At 72.3% G+C, this 19,313-nt stretch carries 19 protein-coding genes; 11 read left to right on the top strand and 8 right to left on the bottom strand.

All coding sequences use genetic code 11. From position 1 onward, the window contains the following. Window positions 1-203: 203 nt before the first annotated feature. Window positions 204-1,484, top strand: a complete 1,281-nt coding sequence (locus tag ABEA10_RS15360) for a serine hydrolase domain-containing protein (RefSeq protein ID WP_345463726.1) — start codon at window positions 204-206, stop codon at window positions 1,482-1,484. Window positions 1,485-1,562: 78 nt separating this feature from the next. On the opposite strand, the gene ABEA10_RS15355 is transcribed toward ABEA10_RS15360, so the two are convergent. The 3 genes from ABEA10_RS15355 to ABEA10_RS15345 all read right to left on the bottom strand — a co-directional run bounded on the left by ABEA10_RS15355 (window position 1,563) and on the right by ABEA10_RS15345 (window position 4,544). After that, the gene (locus ABEA10_RS15355; RefSeq protein WP_345463723.1) at window positions 1,563-2,294 is read right to left on the bottom strand and encodes a maleylpyruvate isomerase family mycothiol-dependent enzyme; all 732 of its coding nucleotides are present in this window, start codon (window positions 2,292-2,294) and stop codon (window positions 1,563-1,565) included. Beyond that, window positions 2,291-3,256 (bottom strand): non-homologous end-joining DNA ligase, encoded by a 966-nt coding sequence (gene ligD / locus ABEA10_RS15350; RefSeq protein ID WP_345463720.1) that lies wholly within the window; start codon window positions 3,254-3,256, stop codon window positions 2,291-2,293. Before ligD ends, ABEA10_RS15355 begins: the two co-directional genes overlap by 4 nt. 103 nt (window positions 3,257-3,359) lie before the next feature. Beyond that, a complete protein-coding gene (locus tag ABEA10_RS15345) occupies window positions 3,360-4,544 on the bottom strand; it encodes an acyltransferase family protein (protein WP_345463717.1) in 1,185 nt (394 codons plus the stop codon). 321 nt (window positions 4,545-4,865) lie between these two features. Here ABEA10_RS15345 and ABEA10_RS15340 point away from each other — a divergent pair, with 321 nt between their 5' ends. Then, window positions 4,866-5,525, top strand: a complete 660-nt coding sequence (locus tag ABEA10_RS15340) for a GntR family transcriptional regulator (RefSeq protein ID WP_345463714.1) — start codon at window positions 4,866-4,868, stop codon at window positions 5,523-5,525. Window positions 5,526-5,567: 42 nt separating this feature from the next. On the opposite strand, the gene ABEA10_RS15335 is transcribed toward ABEA10_RS15340, so the two are convergent. Together ABEA10_RS15335 and ABEA10_RS15330 are read right to left on the bottom strand one after the other, a co-directional pair. Next, a complete protein-coding gene (locus tag ABEA10_RS15335) occupies window positions 5,568-6,071 on the bottom strand; it encodes a MarR family winged helix-turn-helix transcriptional regulator (protein WP_345463711.1) in 504 nt (167 codons plus the stop codon). Between the two features lie 106 nt (window positions 6,072-6,177). Then, window positions 6,178-6,831, bottom strand: coding sequence for an MFS transporter (locus ABEA10_RS15330; RefSeq protein ID WP_345463708.1), 654 nt, complete (start codon window positions 6,829-6,831; stop codon window positions 6,178-6,180). A gap of 97 nt (window positions 6,832-6,928) precedes the next feature. Here ABEA10_RS15330 and ABEA10_RS15325 point away from each other — a divergent pair, with 97 nt between their 5' ends. The 3 genes from ABEA10_RS15325 to ABEA10_RS15315 all read left to right on the top strand — a co-directional run bounded on the left by ABEA10_RS15325 (window position 6,929) and on the right by ABEA10_RS15315 (window position 9,091). Then, window positions 6,929-8,002: a glutamate--cysteine ligase 2 gene (locus ABEA10_RS15325; RefSeq protein WP_345463705.1), complete on the top strand. Its 1,074-nt coding sequence runs from the start codon at window positions 6,929-6,931 to the stop codon at window positions 8,000-8,002. A 104-nt stretch (window positions 8,003-8,106) separates the two neighbouring features. Beyond that, window positions 8,107-8,628: an SPW repeat protein gene (locus ABEA10_RS15320; protein WP_345463702.1), complete on the top strand. Its 522-nt coding sequence runs from the start codon at window positions 8,107-8,109 to the stop codon at window positions 8,626-8,628. Window positions 8,629-8,686: 58 nt separating this feature from the next. Further along, complete coding sequence (locus ABEA10_RS15315; RefSeq protein WP_345463700.1) at window positions 8,687-9,091, top strand: hypothetical protein; 405 nt, start codon at window positions 8,687-8,689, stop codon at window positions 9,089-9,091. Window positions 9,092-9,285: 194 nt separating this feature from the next. Here the strand turns inward: ABEA10_RS15315 and ABEA10_RS15310 are convergent, their stop codons facing one another. Continuing rightward, window positions 9,286-10,059 (bottom strand): SDR family NAD(P)-dependent oxidoreductase, encoded by a 774-nt coding sequence (locus ABEA10_RS15310; RefSeq protein WP_329237976.1) that lies wholly within the window; start codon window positions 10,057-10,059, stop codon window positions 9,286-9,288. Window positions 10,060-10,244: 185 nt separating this feature from the next. Between ABEA10_RS15310 and ABEA10_RS15305 the strand changes: the two genes are divergently transcribed. From ABEA10_RS15305 to ABEA10_RS15290, 4 genes are all read left to right on the top strand, one after another. Further along, complete coding sequence (locus ABEA10_RS15305) at window positions 10,245-11,162, top strand: SDR family oxidoreductase (RefSeq protein ID WP_329237973.1); 918 nt, start codon at window positions 10,245-10,247, stop codon at window positions 11,160-11,162. 2 nt (window positions 11,163-11,164) lie between these two features. Further along, window positions 11,165-12,010, top strand: coding sequence for a MaoC/PaaZ C-terminal domain-containing protein (locus ABEA10_RS15300; RefSeq protein WP_345463694.1), 846 nt, complete (start codon window positions 11,165-11,167; stop codon window positions 12,008-12,010). Next, window positions 12,007-12,642: a CehA/McbA family metallohydrolase gene (locus ABEA10_RS15295; protein WP_345463691.1), complete on the top strand. Its 636-nt coding sequence runs from the start codon at window positions 12,007-12,009 to the stop codon at window positions 12,640-12,642. Before ABEA10_RS15300 ends, ABEA10_RS15295 begins: the two co-directional genes overlap by 4 nt. Window positions 12,643-12,822: 180 nt before the next feature. Next, on the top strand, window positions 12,823-13,833 hold the full coding sequence (locus tag ABEA10_RS15290) for a hypothetical protein (protein WP_345463688.1): 1,011 nt from the start codon (window positions 12,823-12,825) through the stop codon (window positions 13,831-13,833). On the opposite strand, the gene ABEA10_RS15285 is transcribed toward ABEA10_RS15290, so the two are convergent. Both ABEA10_RS15285 and ABEA10_RS15280 read right to left on the bottom strand, forming a co-directional pair. Then, on the bottom strand, window positions 13,830-15,191 hold the full coding sequence (locus ABEA10_RS15285) for an NAD(P)/FAD-dependent oxidoreductase (RefSeq protein ID WP_345463684.1): 1,362 nt from the start codon (window positions 15,189-15,191) through the stop codon (window positions 13,830-13,832). The two genes, ABEA10_RS15290 and ABEA10_RS15285, sit on opposite strands and share 4 nt — an antisense overlap. Window positions 15,192-15,243: 52 nt before the next feature. Then, window positions 15,244-15,882, bottom strand: a complete 639-nt coding sequence (locus ABEA10_RS15280; protein WP_345463681.1) for a TetR/AcrR family transcriptional regulator — start codon at window positions 15,880-15,882, stop codon at window positions 15,244-15,246. A 167-nt stretch (window positions 15,883-16,049) separates the two neighbouring features. Here ABEA10_RS15280 and ABEA10_RS15275 point away from each other — a divergent pair, with 167 nt between their 5' ends. Beyond that, entirely contained in the window at window positions 16,050-17,210 is a 1,161-nt protein-coding gene (locus tag ABEA10_RS15275; RefSeq protein ID WP_345463679.1) for an acyl-CoA dehydrogenase family protein, read from the top strand. Beyond that, window positions 17,207-19,306 (top strand): acetate--CoA ligase family protein, encoded by a 2,100-nt coding sequence (locus ABEA10_RS15270; protein WP_345463676.1) that lies wholly within the window; start codon window positions 17,207-17,209, stop codon window positions 19,304-19,306. The genes ABEA10_RS15275 and ABEA10_RS15270 overlap by 4 nt, the downstream gene beginning before the upstream one ends. Window positions 19,307-19,313 lie beyond the last annotated feature (7 nt).

The raw sequence follows: 19,313 nt of genomic DNA, 5'->3' as shown, positions 1-19,313 counted from the left end.
TTGTAAGTAACCACTTTTGAAGGGCATTTGTCCGGTGGCGGCGTATCCGCGGGCCGGGACGGGAAAGAGAAGCGGTAGCCGCCCCGATCGGCCGCGTGGCCGGGCCGCCGCCTGGTCACGTAGCCCGCGATGACTGTGGATCGCGCAGTTTTACCAGGCCGGTGACCCGCCGCCCTGGCAGGACCGCGTTTTCTGGAGGGGCGTTGACGGCCGACCGGTTCTCCCGGCGTGACTTCGGCAGGCTCGCGGGCTTCGCGGGGGCGGCCGCCGTCTTACCCGCCCGGCCGGGTACCGCGCGAGCCACCGTACGCACCGGCGCGACCCTGCCCGCCGGGGACAGCGGCCTCTGGCGCGTCACCGGGCCGATGCTGCGCGGCCTGGAGGACTTCGACGACACCGTCAGGGCCTTCATGCAGGAGCGCTCCATCCCGTGCGGCTCGCTCGCCGTGGCGCGCGGCGGCCGGCTGCTGCTGGCGCGCGGCTACAGCTGGGGGGCCCGCGCGACGCGGGACACCGGGCCGGCCTCCCTGTTCCGTACCGCGAGCGTCAGCAAGCCGGTCACCGCCGCCGCCGTCCTGCGGCTCATTCAGGACGGCCGGCTCCGGCCGTCCGACCGGATGACGGACCTGCTCAAGGTCGGCGCGCCGGCCGACCCGCGCCTCGCGGAGGTCACCGTCGCGCGACTGCTCCGGCACCTCGGCGGCTGGGACCGCGAGGTGTCGGGCGACCCGATGTTCAACGACGCGGCGATCGCCACGGCGCTCGGTCGGCCGCTGCCGATCGGCCAGGACGACATCGTCCGGTACGTCACGGCGCGGCCCCTCGACCACGCGCCGGGCACGGCGTTCGCCTACAGCAACTACGGCTACCTGCTCCTCGGCCGGATCATCGAGAAGGTCACCGGACGGCCGTACGCGGCGTACGTGCGGGACGCCGTGCTGGCCCCGCTCGGGATCACGCGGATGCGGCTCGGCCGTACCCTGCTGCCCGCGGCCGGCGAGGTGCCCTACTACTCCCAGTACAAGGGCACGACCGTGATGGACCCCTCGGGCGCGCAGGTGGCCGCCCCCTACGGCACCTTCAACCAGGAGAACAACGCGTTCAACTGCGGATGGCTGGCCACGGCGGTGGACCTGGTGCGGCTCGCGCGGGTGTACGACGGCGTGACCCCGGTACTGTCCGCGGCGTCGGTGGCCCAGGCGCTCGCGGTGCCCGAGACGGGCGCCGCCCGTGGCCGGTACTACGCCTGCGGCTGGCACGTGCGGCGGACCGACCGCGGCCCCGTCACCTGGCACAGCGGCAGCCTGCCGGGCACCCACACCCTGCTGGTCCGCCGCTTCGACGGCCTGACCTGGGCGGTCATGTTCGACCAGCGGGACGACCCGTCGGGCGAGCCCTATCGCGACATCGACACGGCCCTGCACGACACGGCGGACGACATGCCGGACTGGCCGTCCGGCGACGTCACCGGCACGCGCCTCTGACCGCGCCGCTTCTCCCGGACCGATGGACCCCCCGGGATCCGCCCGGGATCCGCGCGGGCCGCCGAGGAGGCCCGGCGGTTACGCGGCGTAGGTGCGCAGGACGTTCAGGGCGGCGGCGCCGTACGGGCCGGTGGTGCGCAGCCCGGACTCGGTCGGGCTCAGCCGCTGGGCCGCGACGCGGCAGAACGCCCCGGCGGGCCCGGTGATGGCCGACTCCGCGTCGTCCGGGCCGTACCGCCACACGCTCGTGCCGTCCGGGGCGGTCAGCGCGCACGACACCGGATGGTCGCCGGCTCCGGTCAGCGCCAGGGCGTACGGCAGCGTGCGGTGGGCCAGCCAGGCGATGTGACGCAGCCGCTCGGTGTCGGGGAAGGGCAGGCCCAGCGGACCGGTGATGTCGAGGCCGTGCGCCCAGTGTTCGGCCAGCCGGGTGGTCGCGAGCGTGGCCGGTTTCAGCGGTGCCTCGACCCACGGCAGCGGGCGCCCTGGATCGGCCGACCGCAGGGCGGCGACCGCGGCGCGCCGTGCCTCGCGCCACCGGCGGAACACCTGCTCCGGCGCCGTGCGCTCCGCGCGTACGAGACGGTCCATCGTCTCGTCCACCGACAACCCCTCCGACGGGCGGATCGCCTCGCCCACGCCGGCCGCCGAGGCCGACACGCCCTCCTCGGACTGGGCGAGGTGGAGCACGACGTCCGCGACGGTCCACCCCTCGGCTCCGGACGGCGAGGCCCACTGCGCCTCGTCCAGGCCGGCCAGGATGTCCTCCAGCCGGTCCTGCTCGGCGGTCAGATCATCGAAAATCGTCATGGATCCTCCTTGGCGCGGCGGGCGCGGGCGCGGCGTTTGCCCTCGTGCATCGCCTGGACCCGGGCGACCGGGATCGTGCGCCCCTCCTCGACCAGGCCCGGGTCGAGCGGGCGGGGCGCGGGCATCTCCTCCGCCCACGGGTCGCGGTCCGCGACCAGGCCGGGCACCGTACGGATGGTGAAGTCGGCGGGCGTCACCGCGTCCAGGTCGTCCCACGACACGGGGAAGGACACCGGCGCACCGGGACGTACGCGCGGGCTGTAGGCCGCCACCACGGTCGTCGCGCCGCCGGAGCGGGTCGAGTCCAGGAACACCTTGCCCGCGCGGTCCTCGCGGATGAAGGCGGTGGTGGCGAGGCCGGGGTCGAGGCGTTCGGCCCGCGCCGCTACCGCGCGGGTCGCGGCGGCGACCTCCTCGTGCGGCGCCTCCGTGATCGGCACGAACACGTGAAGGCCCTTCGCGCCGCTGGTCTTGACGGCACCCGCCATGCCCACGTCCGCCAGCACCTCGCGCACGAGCCGCGCGGCGCCGGCGGCCTCGGTGAACGCGCCGCCGTCCGGCGGGTCGATGTCGAGGACGAGGTGGGTGGCGTGCGCCCGGTCGCCGGCGCGGATCAGCGCAGGGTGGTACTCCACCGCCCGCTGGTTGGCGAACCACAGCAGCGTACGGCGGTCGTCGCACAGCGCGTAGGACACCTTGCGCCGGGACGTCTCGGCCCACAGCGTGACCGTGGCCACCCACGGCGGCGCGTACTTGGGCACGTTCTTCTGCATGAAGGGGTCCTGGCCGCGCAGCACGCGGACCACCGAGAGCGGCCGGCCGCGCAGCGCGGGCAGGATCCGGTCGCGTACCGCGTCGAGGTAGTCGACCAGGTCGCGCTTGGTGGCGTCCGCGCCCGCGAACAGCGGCTGATCGAGGTTCGTCAGGGACACCCCGTCCCGCGTCTCCCCCGCGCCGCTCATCCGCTCACCTTGGCGGGCGCCGGGACGCCGGGTCAAGTCCCGTACGCCCGCGGCCGGGTGAGCGGACGGAGCGCGGGCGGTCGCGGTCGGTCCGCGCGGAAGGTCAGCCGGCCTGCTCCGGCTCGGCCTGTGCGTGTCGTCGGCGGCGTCCGGAGTACAGGTAGTTCTTCGGCCGGCGCAGGGCGGTGAACGCCCAGGCCATGTTGGGTTCGAGGGCCCAGTGCATGAGCCAGCGCACCGGTGGTGTGCACAGCAGCGTCGCCAGCAGCGCGCCGGCCGCCCCGGCCGCCACCACGCCCGGCACCGTGTGCAGGAAGGCGACGTCGTACCAGCCGTAGTAGTCCGCGAGCTTGGTCGCGAAGCCGTGGAGCAGGTAGGCGTACAACGTGGCCGACCCGAGCGAGGTGAACCAGTGCTGTCGCCGCGGCACGAGCGTCAGGAACGCCATGACCAGCACGGTCGCCGCCACGAGAAGGCCGAGCCGCATGCCCGTCCCGACGAGGTTGTTCACGTGGAGCTTCGGGTTGCCGGTGCGCCAGTACACCCACTCGGTCGCCATGTGCCGGTCGACGAAGAGGTACGTGACGGCGAACCCGCCGACCATGGTCAGCGCGCCGAGGACGGCGGCCCAGCCCTTCTTGAGGATCTCGAAGTGCTGCGGCTTGAGGAACAGGCCGAGGACGTAGAAGGGCACCAGTCCGAAGACGCGGTTCATCTCCAGGGTGCCGGGCAACTGGCTCATCCCCGAGAGCAGGCTGATCACGACGGCGACCGCGATGGGGAAGCGGATCTGCTGCCAGACCGGCGTGGACAGCCGCCAGGCGAACAGCGCCATCAGGAACCAGGTGAGGTAGTACGGGTCGAGCAGGCTGAGCTCGAACTTCGAGTGCCCCACCGCCCAGTGGTAGGTGGAGTACGCCGTCTCGAACACGAAGTAGGGCACGGCCACGTTGGTGAGCAGCTTGCGTGCCTTCCCGCCCGCGAAGGTGAACCGCCGCGTGAAGTAGCCGGTGATGACGATGAACACCGGCATGTGGAAGGTGTAGACGAACAGGTAGAGCGCGTGCGCGAAGTGGACGTCGCGGAGGTTCTGGATGATGTGACCCGCGACGACCAGCAGGATCGCGAAGAACTTGGCGTTGTCGAAGAACGGGTCGCGCTGTCGCGGCTTCCGGGCGGGCTCTGCGGCGGCCGGCTCCGTGACCGGCTCCGCGAGTGACGACGGCGCCGGCAGGGCGGCCGGAGGCCGCGGGAGCGGCTCGAACGCCGATGACTGGGGGGTGCTCATCACGATCTACTTCGGTCGTCCGGCTTCATCGATCCCGGCGGCTCCAGGACCGAACTGGCGTCGCCGACCTTACCCACTCCGGCCGCCCCGGCGAACCGGACTTGGCGAACTCTCAGGGACCAATCGGGAACTCGCGGTGCACGAAGGGACAGGGGGTCCGGGGTCCGGCGAGGCTCGGGGCGATCTCGCGTGGGCCGTCGCCACGGCCGGACCTGGGGACCCGCGTGCGCCCGCACGCGGGAGGGCCGTCGGCGCTCGGGGCGGGTCCGCTCATGGCTAGAGTTGGATCCACAAGACGATCTCGGTGGCCAGGGGGACCGTGTGGGGGAGGACAACGGCGACGACCGGCCCGTGGTGGCCGACATCCGGGAGGCCATCCTCACCGGCGAGTTCGTCCCGAACCAGCGCCTGGTCGAGGCGGACCTGTCCGAGCGCTTCGCCGCGAGCCGCGCCAGGGTGCGTGCGGCGCTGCTCGAACTGACCAACGAGGGACTCGTCGAGCGGGTGCAGAACCGCGGCGCCCGCGTCCGCGCCGTACGCCTCGAAGAGGCGATCGAGATCTCCGAGGTGCGCATGGTGGTGGAGGGCCTGTGCGCCGCGAAGGCCGCCACCCGGATCACCGAGTCCGAGTCGGAGGAGCTGGAGGAGATCGGCGAGAAGATGCGTGAGGCCGTCGCGTCCGGCGACGTGCTCGGCTACTCGCGCCTGAACGAGCGCCTCCACCGCCGGATCCGTGAGATCAGCGGCCAGCACACCGCCGCGACCGTACTCGAACGCCTGCGTGCCCAGAACGTCCGCCACCAGTTCCGCCTGGCGATGCACCCGGGCCGCCCGACGGTCTCCCTGCCCGAACACCTCGCCATCATCGACGCGATCCGCGCCCACGACGCGGAGGCCGCCGAAGCCGCCGCCCGCGCCCACCTGCGCAGCGTGATCCGCACTCTTCCCGAGACCGCCCGCCGGCACGCCGAGCCCGCGTAGCCCGCGGGCCCCCGCGACGGGAGCCTCCGGCGGCCCTCCGGATCAGGGTCGGCGGGCGTCCTCGGCGACGGCGGGGGACAGGCGGCTCGCGAGCAGTTCCAGCGCACCCACGACCTCGGCGATCCGTTCCGGGTCGTCCGTGCCGAGCGCCGCGCCGACGGCCCGGTCGACGGAGACCGCGCGGATCTCCGCGACGCGCGCGGAGGCCTCCCGGGCCGGCCGGATCAGCAGCCGCCGCCGGTCGGCCGGATCCGTCTCCGTGACGATCGCGCCCGCCTCGCGCAGCCGCGCCACGCACGCCGACACCTTGCTCTGCGGAAAGCCCGTGCGCGTCGCGATCTCGCCGACCGAGATGCCCGGCCGATCGCGGATCTCGCTCGCGACGATGAGGACCGACCGGTGACTCGTGGAGCGCCGGCCGACGCCTTCGGCCGGGATGGCCTCCTCGCCGAGCTTCATCAGCGTGCGCCCCAGCAGGAACAGCTCGATTCCGAGGAACTGGCCAAGGCGCTCGGCACCGAGCCCGCGGAGTTCCCCGGCGGCCACAACGGCGACCTGTCCCACCCCCGCGCGTACGCCGCCCGTCTGCGGGAGGTGCTGGAGACCTCTCAGGCGATGGTCTGAGGGTCCCGCCGCCTCCGCGCCGGAGAGGTCACCGTTCGGGATCTTCCGCGGAGGGGGCGCGCCGGTCGTACGAGAGGCGTGCCGACCACTGCCGCACCAGGCGCGACATCGCCTCGGCGCGCCGCTGCCGGCGGAACTCGACGCGTCCGGCGATCCACAGGCAGAAGGCCGCCAGCGGGAGCTCGCCGCAGAAGGCGAAGAGCAGCGCGATCGCCAGCTCGCGGTGGCTGTCGGCCGTCACCACGTCGAACCAGGCGTCGACCAGCAGCAGGGTGCCGGTCATCGCGGCGCTCAGCTCGATGTGCTCGCGCCCCTTCTGCGCGAGCCAGCCGGTGCGGATCAGCATCCCGCACAGGGCGAGATCGAAACCGATCCAGGACGCCCCGTAGTGCGCCGCCTCGTGTCGCGTCGGCAGGATGAAGACGAGTCCGGCGACCCACGGCAGCATGAGCAGGCCGACGGCGATGATCAGCCGGCCGATCCAGCGCGGCACCACGGGGGCGGGCCGCAGCGCGCGGGTGAGCGCGCCCTCCATCCGCTCCGTACGGGGTGTCTCGGGTGGCTCGACGGCGTGGGTGGACTCCGTGGAGTGGTCGATGGGCAGCTCCGCCGCGGGGCTCTCGGGCGCGCACGCCGGAGGGTCCGGGCGCCGATCGTCCTCGGAACGGTGGATGTGGGCCATGTCTCTATATTCAGGGCACGGATCGGGTAGTGGGACCTTCCCCGGAGCGGATACCGGAGCATCCGGGTCGTCACGTTCGCGAGCATGGAGGTTCACCGTGCGTAGTTTCGGTGTCGAGGAGGAGATGCTGCTCGTCGATCCCGGCAGCGGCGCCACGGTGGCGCTCGCCGAGGTCGTCACCGGCGGCGCCGAGGGCGGGCCGGAGGCCGAGCTGCAACGCCAGCAGGTCGAGACCGACACCGTCCCGTGCACGACGCTCGACGAGCTGGCCGGCCAGCTGCGTGCCCGCCGCCGGGCCGCCGCGGACGCCGCCGGGCGCGAGAACTGCCAGGTCGTCGCGCTGGCCACCTCGCCGCTGGCGGTGTACCCGTCGACCATGCCGAAGGAGCGTTACCTGCGGATGGCCAAGGAGTACGCCCTCACCGCGCAGGAACAGCTCACCTGCGGCTGTCACGTCCACGTACGGGTGGAGTCCGATGACGAGGGCGTCGCGGTGCTGGACCGGATCCGCCCGTGGCTGGCGGTGCTGCTCGGGATGACCGCCAACTCCCCGTTCTGGCAGGGACACGACAGCGGGTACGCCAGCTACCGGCAGCAGGTCTGGGGACGCTGGCCGTCCGCGGGCCCGGCCGAGCTGTTCGGCACGCCGAAGACCTACCACGAGACCGTCCAGGCCATGATCGACAGCGGTGTGCTGCTGGACGAGGGCATGATCTACTTCGACGCCCGGCTGTCGCGGCACTATCCGACGGTGGAGATCCGGATCGCGGACGTGTGCACGGTGGCCGACGACGCGGTCCTGCTGGCGGCGCTCGTACGCGCGCTGGTCGAGACCGCCGCCCGCGAATGGCGGGCCGGCGACCCGCCCCCGCCGGTGCGGACGGAACTGCTCCGCATGGCCTCCTGGCGGGCGAGCCGTTCGGGGCTGGAGGGGGAGCTGGTACACCCGGTGACCCTGCGCCCGGTCCCGGCGAGGGAGGCGGTACGGGCGCTGCTCGACCACGTGACGCCGGCGCTGACCGATCTGGGCGATCGTCAGGCGGCGTTCGATCTGACCGCCCGCCTGCTGGACCGGGGCGACGGCGCGAGCCGGCAACGCCTCACCTACGACCGGACCGGCGACCTGGCCGCCGTCGTACGCGCGGCGGTCGAACAGACCCTGCGCGGCTGAGCCGACGGCGCGCCGCCCGGGGCCCCGCCGTCGCGCCGGGCGGCGTTCCCGATGACGTATGACCAGGTCACCCCGCTGATCCCGGGTATGGAGTACGAGAGATAATGACAGAGGATGAATCAGGGGACTCATCCTCTTTCCGAAAGAAGGCGATCGGAATGGCTGGTATCTCTCGCCATTCTTCGGGGATGGCAGGGCATCCCGACGCAGCCGAGATGCGCGAACGCTACGCACGGCTGGTCGAGGGCCGCCGGATGGAGATGCTCGAGGGTCTGGTCCTGATGACCGGTCTGTACCTGGCCATCTCGCCGTGGGTCATCCATTTTCACACCGGCAACATGAACACGGTGAACAACCTCATCATCGGCATCGCGCTCGCCGTGATCGGTCTGGGCCTGGCGCTGATTCCGGAGCGGACGCTCGGCCTGGGCTGGGTGATCGTTCCGCTCGGGGTCTGGATGATCATTTCGCCCTGGGTGGTCTCCGCCGGGCACGGCGCCCGGGCGGGCATCGTCGCCAACAATGTCGCGGTCGGTTTCGTCGCCACCGCTCTGGGTCTGGCGACCGTCGCGATGATGGGGATGCGCCGCCGCGGCCGAGCCCGTGCGGCCACCGCCATGCGGTAGCGGTAGCGGTAGCCGAGACGATCGGGCCTCACGGAGGCATCTTCGTGAGGCCCGCGGCTTGACTCAGCGGCCGTGCCACCAGGGAGGCGGGCCGCGGTGCCGGTGCGAACGTCCCGGCCACGGGTCGTCCGTCGGCCACCAGGCCGGCGGGCCGCTCGCCGTCGGGGAGGCGCTGGGGCGGGCCGTCGGCCGCGGGCTCGACGAGCCCACGCGCGTCGAGGACGAGGCCTGCGGGCGAGGGGCCGACCCGCGCGGCTCCGGCGTCAAGTCCGCCGGGCTCGAAGCGTGCGAGGACGACGCGGACGGCGCGGCGACCGGCGGCGGGCCCGCACCCGGGCTCTTCCCGGACGAGCCGCCGGGCAGCGCCAGCGTCAGGCCGGTGACCGCCGCGACGAGCACCGCCGCCCCCGCGACCATCAAAAGGACGCCGTGGCGGAACCGCATCTCCTCCAGCCGCGCGTGAACGGCCGCCCGTAGCCGGCCATGGCCACCCGCCCGGCCCCTCTCAAGAGCGGGGCCGCGCGGTCCGCCGTCGGCTGCGTGCTGTTCACTGACCACGAACCAACCCTAAGGCGACGCATCCCCAAAAACTTCATCATCAATGACATCAATGACAACGTGGTCACAAGATCCCTGTCGCCGCGAACCGGGCGGCCGTCACCGTCCGGCGAGTTCGGTGAGCAGGTCCTGGGACAGGGCGATGCGGCCGCTCAGGTCCGCGCCGCCGCACAGGGCCAGGGCGGCCTCGGCCATGACCTCGGGCGGCTCCGCGTTCGGGTCGTCCTCGGTGGTGAGCCGGTGGAACAGCGTGCCCGGCGTGGGCACGACGCGGTTCGGCGCCAGGGAGTTGACCGCGATCCCGTCCCCGTGGACCTCCGCGGCCAGTCCGGTCGTGAACCGTTCGAGCGCCGCCTTGCACATGCCGTACACCGTGCCGCCGGGGAGATGGTTCCGCTCGAGCGCGGGATGGCGCGAGGCCAGCGAGGAGATGTTGAGGATCCAGCCGCGCCCGCGCGAGCGCATCTCCGGCAGGACGAGGCGTGCGAGGTGGAACGGCGCCGTGACCTGCACCTCGAACATCAGCGCGTACCGGCGGTCGGTGAAGTCGGCGACCGGGGAGAAGTAGGTGACGGCGGCGTTGTTCACCAGGATGTCGGCCGGGCCGAGGTCGTCGGTGACGTCGCGGACGAGCGACACGCGGGCGGCCGGGTCGGACAGGTCGGCGGCGTACGCGCGGGCCCGGCCGCCCGCCGCCTCGATGTGCGCCACCGTCTCGTTGATCGTGCCGGACAGACGCGTCTGGGCGGGGTCGACGGTGCGGGCGGTCACGGCGACCGTCGCGCCCTCCGCGGCGAACCGCCGTGCGATGGCCGCGCCGATGCCGCGGCTCGCCCCCGTGACGATCGCCACCTTGCCGTCGAGAATGCCCATGACCGGTCCTTTCGCCGAAGCCGGGGAACGGATCTCCCAGGGTTGACACGAAGGCTAGTCCTCCGGAGACTTTTCTAGAAGTTCATTCTAAAAACAACGGCGAGTCGGAGTGGCCGAGGTCTCATGAGTGACGGAGCGGGCGAAGGGTGCGCGCGTCCGGTCACTCCTCCGGCGAAGGAGGGCTAATGGGCGGCATCGTTGCGGGCCGCGTGGTGATCGTGACCGGCGCCGCGCGCGGCATCGGCCGCGGGCACGCGCTGGAGTTCGCCCGGCAGGGCGCCAAGGTGGTCGTCAACGACCTCGGGGCGGAGGTGGACGGGAGCGGCTCGTCGACGGGCCCGGCCGGTGAGGTCGTGGACGAGATCCGTGCGGCCGGCGGCGAGGCGATCGCCAACGGCGACGACGTCGCCGACTTCGAGGGCGCCAAGCGGCTGATCGAGACGGCCGTGCAGACCTACGGCGACCTGCACGTCCTGGTGAACAACGCCGGCATCCTGCGCGACCGGATGCTGGTCAACATGACCGCCGAGGAGTGGGACGACGTCATCCGGGTGCACCTGCGCGGCACGTTCGCGCCGCTGCGGCACGCCGGCGCCTACTGGCGGGCCCGGTCCAAGGCCGGCGAACCGGTCGACGCCGCGATCATCAACACCACGTCGTCCTCGGGCATCTACGGCAACGCGGGCCAGGGCAACTACGGCGCGGCCAAGGCCGGCATCGCCGGGCTGACCGTGATCGCCGCCCGCGAGCTCGGCCGCTACGGCGTGACCGTCAACGCGGTCGCCCCGGCCGCGCTCACCCGCATGACCGAGAACCTCGTGCGCTGGCAGGGCGGCGACGACCCGCAGGCCTTCGACCCGCGAGCCGCCGACAACATCGCCCCGCTCGTCGTCTGGCTCGGCTCCGACCAGGCCCGTGGCATCACCGGCCGGGTGTTCAACGTCCGTGGCGGGGTGATCAGCGTCGCCGAGGGCTGGCGCGCCGGTCCCGGCGCCGACAAGGGCGCGCGCTGGGACCCGGCCGAGCTGGGCGAGGTCATCCCCGGCCTGGTCGAGAAGGCCGCGCCGAACGTCATGCCCGACGGCCGTACGCCGGAGAGCTGACCATGCCACTCGACCACGGTGCGATCGGCGTGGAGTCCGCGCCCCACGACCGTTCCTGGACCTCCAAGGACGCGCTGCTGTACGCGGTCGGCGTCGGCGCGGGTCTCGACGATCCGCTGAGCGAGCTCGCCTTCACCACCGAGAACACCGGGGGCACGCCGCAGCGGGTGCTGCCGACGTACGCGGTGCTGCTCGCCCAGGTGCCCGGCGCCCGCCGGATCGGCGACTTCGACCCCGCGATGCTCGTCCACGCCGAGCAGGCCTTCGAGCTGCACCGGCCGCTGCCCCCCGAGGGCACGCTGCGCGCCACCGCGAAGGTGACCGGCATCTACGACAAGGGCTCGGGCGCGCTGGTCGTCACCGAGTCCACCGCGGTCGACCCGGACACCGGCGAGCGGCTGATCACCTCGCGCGGCTCGGTGTTCATCCGCGGCGAGGGCGGCTTCGGCGGCGACCGGGGCCCGCGCGACGACTGGAAGCTCCCGGACCGCGCGCCGGACCACGAGGTCACGTACCGCACCCGGCCCGAGCAGGCACTGCTCTACCGGCTGTCCGGCGACCGCAACCCCCTGCACTCCGACCCGGCGTTCGCCGCCCGCGCCGGCTTCGACCGGCCGATCCTGCACGGCTTGTGCACGTACGGTGTCGCCGGACGGGCGCTGCTGCACACCATGGCCGGCTCGGACCCGGCGAGGTTCGCCGCGATGTCGGGCCGGTTCAGCAGCCCGGTGATGCCGGGGGAGTCGCTGACCACGTCGATCTGGGCCGAGGGGACGACCGCCCTGTTCCGTACGGCGAAGGAGGACGGAACGGTCGTCATCGACCGGGGCCGGGCGAGCTTCCGGTGAGCCGGCGACGGGTGCGGGTGGACTGCCACCTGCACACCGTCCACTCCGGCGACGCCGTCACGACCGTCGAGCGGCTCGCCGAGCGGGTACGGGCGGAACGGCTCGACGTCGTGTGCGTGACCGACCACCACACGCTGCGGGGCGCGCACGAGGCGATCGAGCGGGACGTCGGCGCCAGGATCGTCGTCGGTGAGGAGATCCGCACCGGTGCCGGCGAGGTGATCGGCCTGTTCCTCACCGGGCGCATCCCGTACGTGCTGCCGCTCGCGGACGCCGTACGCCGCGTCCGCGAGCAGGGCGGGCTGGTCTACGCCCCGCACCCGTACGACCCCGCGCGGGCCGGCCTGGGCGCCGACGGGCTGGCCGCGCTCCACGCCGCGGGCGCGCTCGACGCGGTCGAGGTCTTCAACGCCAAGATCGCCGACCAGGAGCTCAACCGCCGGGCGGCGCGTTTCGCGGAGGCGTACGGCCTGCCGGGCGGCGCCGGCTCGGACGCCCACGACCCGGAGGGCGTCGGCGCCGCCTACGTAGAGATGCCCGACTTCGACGGTCCCCAGGACTTCCTCGCGGCCCTCCGCGCGGGGCGGATCGTCGGCGAGTACCGCCCGCACGTCGGCTACCTCGGGCGATGACGACCACCGGCGGGGGGCCCGGATCCGGATGTCGCTCAGCGACACCGTGCGGAACACCAGCGTGATATACCGATGTGTGGTCAGACCGAAGACGTGGGAGATCTCTGGGTGAGCGAGGAAGGCCGGCCCCCGAGGCCTGGAAGCTACATCTGGGCTTACTTACAGCGTCGCAAGACCTACTTGTGGATCGCCGTCGTGCTCGGCGCGGTCGTCGCGGTGCTCCTCGTGCTCTCGGCCTCGTTGCCCGACTACGGCAAGAACCTCAGCCTGAACCTCGGCGCCGACCTCATCGGCACGATCATCGTGCTGTTCGCCGTCTCGCCGTTCATGGCCCGCGTCGAGGGGCAGCGCGAGACGGTGCGGGACGGCTTCGACCGCGGCGGTTTCATCAAGCGGGCCAGCGACGCCCGCCGTGAGATCCTCATCCTCGAACTGTGGACGGACCTCCTCCAGGGCACCTATCAGGACAGGTTCCTCGAATCCCTGCGCGAGGCGCTGCGCCAGCAGGTCAAGATCAAGATGTTGCTGCTGAGCCCGGACGCGCGGGCGGCCGAGCAGCGGGCGGACGAGCTGTTGCGGCAGACGAACGTGGTCGGCGACATCCTCGACAACCTGCGTGTGCTGCACGAGTTCGTGCACACGGGCATCCCCGAGGTGCACCGCCACAACATCGACGTGCGGGTCTACTCGGCGCTGCCGCCGGTGCAGATGTACCAGGTCGACACCCAGGTGACCGTCTCGTTCTATCCCGTGAACGTCACCTCCTGGAACGCCACGCAGTACCTGACCAGCCCGGACAGCCAGCTCGGCAAGTTCGTCGGCGACAAGTTCGACGAGCTCTGGAAGGCCGGCAGCACCCGGTCCCTGGACCAGTTCTGGAAGACGACGATCATCGTCGACTCGGGCGCGGACCGTCAGACCTACGACGTCGGGTTCGTGATGTCGGAGGAGGACACGTTCATCAGCGGGCAGCCCATCATCGCCGCCAACGCGGAGAACGGCATCTCCGGGCTCGTGGTCCGCACCTTCGATGACAACGTCACCGGCGAGCAGATCGGACGCGGCCCGTTCTCACTGGTCACCCTGGAGCCCAGCACCGAGGACTACGCGACCGTGCACAACCTGTTCAGCCGTAAGTACGGCGAGGACAACCACGTGATCCTCAAACTGGTCGGGGGACGGAAGAACTAGCGCGTCGGGGCGTACCGGGCGTGCATGGAGTGTTCGCGGCCTTCGAGGGCGGCGCGTACGGCCTCGGCGATCGCGGGTGACTGGGCGAAGCCGCCGGTGTTGTGGCCGCCGGTCACGATGAGCCTCCCGCCGGTCGTGGTCGCGAGTCGCTCGAAGACTCCCAGGCAGGACGCCGTCCACGGCCGCACGCAGAGCCGGCGGCTCGTCGTGAAGGTGCCGGCGTCGTGCGCCGCCGCGTGCGTCGCGGGGAAGAAGCGGCGGATCGTGTCCTCCAGCGAGTCGTACAGCACGTCCAGCTCGGCCAGGTCGATGTTGCCCGGGCGCAGCCCGGTCCAGCCGTAGCCCGACCCGCACACCAGCACGGGCTCGCCGTCCGCCGCCGTCGCGAGGGTGACGTTGGTCTCCTCGGCCCGGTGTCCCTTCCGGGCGATCTTCAGCGAGTGTTCGAGCCGGGGCTCGACGTTCGGGACGGTGAACCACACGCCGAGCATGCCCTGGATCCGCTCGTACGAGGCGGTGCCCCGCAGCAGGTCGTTGCCGTACGCCCCGGGGCTCAGCACGCAGTGGCCGCCGCTCACGAGGTCACCGCTCGCCAGCTCCAGCCCGGCCGCGACGCCGGGCGAGGCCCACCGGATCCGCGCCACCTCGGTGTTCCAGTGGAACCGCACCTCCGGCTCCAGCAGGTCGACGAGGCGCGTCACGAACCGGTGCACGTTGACGGTGAAGCCGACCACCTCGATGCCGCCGGCGATGGTGCCGTCGGAGCAGGCCGCCTCCAGCGCGGGGTAGCCGGCGGCGATCCGGCCGGGCGTGAGCACCCGCCGGGTGGCGCCGACGCGCTCGTTGCGGGCGACGTGCCAGCGGAAGTAGTCGTCCTCGGTGAACAGGCGCAGGACGCCGTCGGTGTATCCGGTGTCGGCGCCGAACAGCGCGGGCTCGGCGTCGATCAGGGCCGTCCACAGCTCCCCGGCCTCCCGGTTCACCGCGAAGATGTCGTCGTTGTAGGTCTGCGCGAGCTCCGGCGGCACGCCGTGGAAGGCGTCGGCCCAGCGCCGCTCGGCCTCGGTCAGGCTGCCGGCCTTCGCGACCAGCCACCCGTGGTCGGAGATCGGCTGGTTCAGCAGGCCATTGGATGTGCCGTCCGCGTGCCAGGACCGGTTGTGGTAGCTGTCGGCCTCGGTCAGCGTGAACATCCGGCCGTCCCCGCCGCCCCGCGTGCATCCGTACGCGGTCCAGTCCGCTCCGGCCCGGGGGTCCGGTGCCCGTTCGTAGACGGCCACGTCGTAGCCGTGCCGGACGAGGTCGAGCGCGGTGATCAGATTCACGATCCCCGCGCCCACAAGGGTCACCGTCTGCACGACACGATGCTACGCGCCTTCGATCCCGCCGGAACGGCGGCGACGCGCGCGGTCAGTCGTGCTGCTCGACCTCCGTCAGCGGGTCGAGGCGGCGGATCAGGTGGATCGCGGCGGCGGCCACCGTGTCGGCCTCCGCCTTCGTCTCGCAGGCCGCGACCTCGCGGGCGGTCTCCCCGATGACGGTGGTCAGCACGGTCACGGTGACGCGGTCCACCGGGTCGGTGCCCGCGCCCAGCAGCACGGCGTTCTGGCGTACCCACTCGCGGTTGCGGGTGCGGCGCATCAGTTCGAAGCCCGGCGGCCCGTCGCCGTCCATCAGCAGCCGTACGAGGTCGCGCCGCTGCCACGAGCCCTCCAGGAACGCCCGCGCCCCGGCGATGAACAGCTCCAGCGGGTTCGTCTCGCCTGCCTCGCGAAGGGCCGCGACGGCCGCCGACGCGGCCGCCTCATGGGCGGCCTGGTGGTCCTCCCACAGCGCGAGGAACAGCTCGGCCTTGCCGCCGAAGTGGTGGTAGAGGCTGCCGACGCTGGATCCGGCGCGTTCGACCACGTCGGCCACGCTCGCGTCCGCGAAGCCGCGTTCGGTGAACACCTCGCGGGCCGCCTCCAGCATGCCCCGGCGGGTCTCGGCGGTCCGGCTCCACCGCCATGCGTTCGCGTTCGCCGCGCGGCTGTTCGTCTTGCGTGCCATCACACACCTCGTGTCGTCCCTCCCAGGTTACGGAACCGTATTCCAAAATCGGCGCTAACAGGCCGAACAGGTCCTCTGCTGCGGTCTTGACACCTTCCGGGGCGGCGGGCAGGCTGGTTTTAGAGTCACGTTCTAGAAACTTGTTTCTCGTGTGGAGGGGTCGTCCGATGGTGGACTTTTCGCTCAGCGACGAAGAGCGGCAGATCCGCGACACCGTCCGCAGCTTCATCGGCAAAGAGGTCATGCCCCTCGAGGACGAGGTGCTGCGCAACGAGCGCGCCGGCCGCCCCGGCCTCGCCCCCGACGTGATCAAGGAGCTGCAGCGCAAGGCCAAGAAGGCCGGTTTCTGGGGGATCAACACCCCCGAGGAGTACGGCGGGCTGAACGCGGGCGCGGTCATGTCGGCGATCCTCGCCATCGAGACCGGCCGTACGTTCGTGCCCTTCACCTTCGGCGGCAGCGCGGACAACATCCTCTACGCCGGCACCGAGGAGCAGAAGCAGCGCTACCTGATCCCCACGATCGAGGGGGAGCGGCGGTCCTGCTTCGCCATCACCGAGCCCGGCGCGGGCTCCGACGCCCGCAACATCACCACCCGCGCGGTCAAGGACGCGAGCGGCGACTGGATCATCAACGGGGAGAAGACCTTCATCACGAACGGCAACGAGGCCGACTTCGTCATGGTCTTCGCGGTGGTCCCCGACGCGGGCGTCACCTGCTTCCTCGTCGACCGCGACATGGGCTGGAAGTCCGAGCCGATCCCGACGATGGGCGAGTGGGGCCCCGCGTCCCTGGTCTTCGACGACGTACGCGTGCCGCACGACAACGTGCTCGGCGAGGTGGGCAAGGGCTTCGAGCTCGCCATGCAGTGGATCAGGAACGGCCGCTTCATGATCCCGGCGAGGGCCATCGGCGCGGCCGAGCGCCTCCTGCAGATGGCGATCGACTACGCGGGCCTCCGCAAGTCGATGGGCCACCTGATCGGGGAGTACCAGGCCATCCAGTGGCAGATCGCCGACTCCCAGGTGGAGATCGAGGCGACCAAGTGGCTCACGCTGTACGCCGCCTGGCGCGTCCAGAACGGCCTCGACGCCCGGCACGCCTCCTCCATCGCCAAGCTCAACGGCGCCGAGATGGCCAACAAGGTCGTCGACCGCGTGCTGCAGATCCACGGCGGCATGGGGTACACCAAGGAGCTGCCGATCGAACGCTGGTACCGCGAGCTGCGCCTCCTGCGCATCTACGAGGGCACCGACGAGATCCAGCGCCGGACGATCGCCCGCAACCTCCTGAAGGGTCACGTTCGCCTCGGCGGCATCGGCGAATGACGGCCGGGGAGGGTGTACGCGGCCTGTTCGCGCCCGCCTCGATCGCCATGGTGGGCGCCACCGACAAGTCGGGCTGGTCGGTGGCGACCTTCGCCAACCTGCGGCGGCACGGGTTCGCCGGTCCGGTCCACCTCGTCAACCCCCGCACCGAGATCGTGCACGGCGAGCGGGCCTACCGCAGCCTGAGCGACCTGCCCGGACCGGTCGACCTCGTCTACGTCATGGTGCCGACGCCGGTCGTGCTCGACGTGCTCAAGGAGGGGGCGCGGCTCGGCATCCGCCACTACGTCGTGCTCACCGCGGGCTTCGGCGAGACCGGGGCGGAGGGACGCAAGCGCGAGGAGGAGCTCACCGCCTTCTGCCGGGCGAACGGCCTGACCGTGCTCGGTCCGAACGGCAACGGCTACATCAACGCGGGGGCCGGCATCACCCCGTACGGCCTGCCGATCCCGCCGCCGCTGCTGCGCGGATCGGTCGGCGTCGTGCTGCAGAGCGGCGCGCTGGCCAGCTCCGTGCTCGCGTTCAGCCAGGCCCGCGGCATCGGCCTGAGCCTGCTCACCTCGATGGGCAACGAGGCCGTGGTCTCGGTCACCGACGTCATCGACCACCTCGTGGACGACCCGGCGACCCGCGTCATCGCGCTCTTCCTCGAGTCGATCCGCCGGCCGGAGGAGTTCGCCCGGGTGGCGCGCCGCGCGCTGGCGGCGGGAAAGCCGATCGTCGCGCTCAAGATCGGCCGTAGCGGGCTCGCCTCCCGTACGGCGCAGGCGCACACCGGCGCTCTCGTCGGTGACGACGCCGTCATCGACGCGGCCTTCCGGCAGCTCGGCGTCATCCGCGTCCGCTCGCTGGAGGATCTGATCATCACGGCCGGGCTGCTCGCGTCGTCCGGGCCGCTGCCGGGGCCCCGCCTCGGCGTCGTCACGCCGTCGGGCGGCGCATCGGAGATCATCGCCGACCGCGCCGAGGACGAGGGGCTGGAGCTGCCGGCGTTCGCCGAGGAGACCGTCGCCCGGCTGACCGAGATCATGCCGGACTTCGGCAGCCCCGCGAACCCGCTCGACGTGACCGGGTACGTCGTCGTCGACCGCACCCTGCTCTCCCGCGCGCTGCGGATCGTCGCCGAGGACCCGGGCATCGACGTCGTCATGCTCCTGTCCGACCTGCCGCGCGCCGAGCCGCCCGACCCCGAACCGGTGTTCCGGCTGTACGAGAAGAGCACGCGCATCATCGCGGAGTCGCCGCGTCCGGTCGTCATCGTCGGCAACGTGCTGACCGACGTCGGCTCCTTCGCCCGTACCCTCCAGGACCGCACCGGGTATCCGCACGTCGTCGGCGGCATCGAGCACGGCATGTCGGCCATCGGCGCCGCCGTCCGCTGGTCGGCGGCGCGCGAGCGGGCCGCCGTACGCCCGCGCGCCGCGACGCCGCCTCCCGTGGTGCGCGGCGAGCGGACCGGCGTGTGGGCCGAGCACCGGGCGTCCGCGCTCCTGGCGGAGGCGGGCGTGCCCGTGGTGCCGTCCGAGCTCGCGCCCGACGAGGAGGCGGCCGTGGCCGCCGCCGAGCGGTTCGGCCATCCGGTCGTGCTCAAGGCCGCCGCGGAGGGCCTGGGCCACAAGGGCGACGTCGGCGGCGTACGCCTCGGGCTCGGCTCCGCCGAGGACGTGCGGCGCGCGCACCGGGAGATCCTCGCGGCGGTCGGCGCGTCCGGTTTGGGCACGCTCGTCCAGCCGCAGCGTGAGGGCGGCGTCGAGCTGCTGGCCGGCGTCGTGCGCGACCCCGCCTGGGGCCTCGTGCTCGCGGTCGGCCTCGGCGGCGTGTGGGTCGAGGTGCTGAAGGACTCGGTGCTGCGCCTGCTGCCGGTGGACGCCGCCGAGGTCCGCCGCGCGCTCGGCGAGCTGCGCGGCGCGAAGCTCCTGACCGGCGCGCGGGGCACCGAACCGGCCGACCTGGACGCGCTCGCCGAGGTCATCACGCGCGTCGCGGACCTCGCCGGGGCGCTGGGCGACGACCTGGAGTCGCTGGAGATCAACCCGCTGCTGGTCCGCGGCTCACGCATCGAGGCCCTGGACGCCCTGGTGACCTGGCGTACGTGACCGGTAC

The organism is Actinoallomurus oryzae (assembly GCF_039541955.1).
GTDB classification, from domain to species: domain Bacteria; phylum Actinomycetota; class Actinomycetes; order Streptosporangiales; family Streptosporangiaceae; genus Actinoallomurus; species Actinoallomurus oryzae.
Note: the sequence above shows the minus strand (reverse complement) of the source record. Positions and strands in the feature narration are given on the sequence as shown.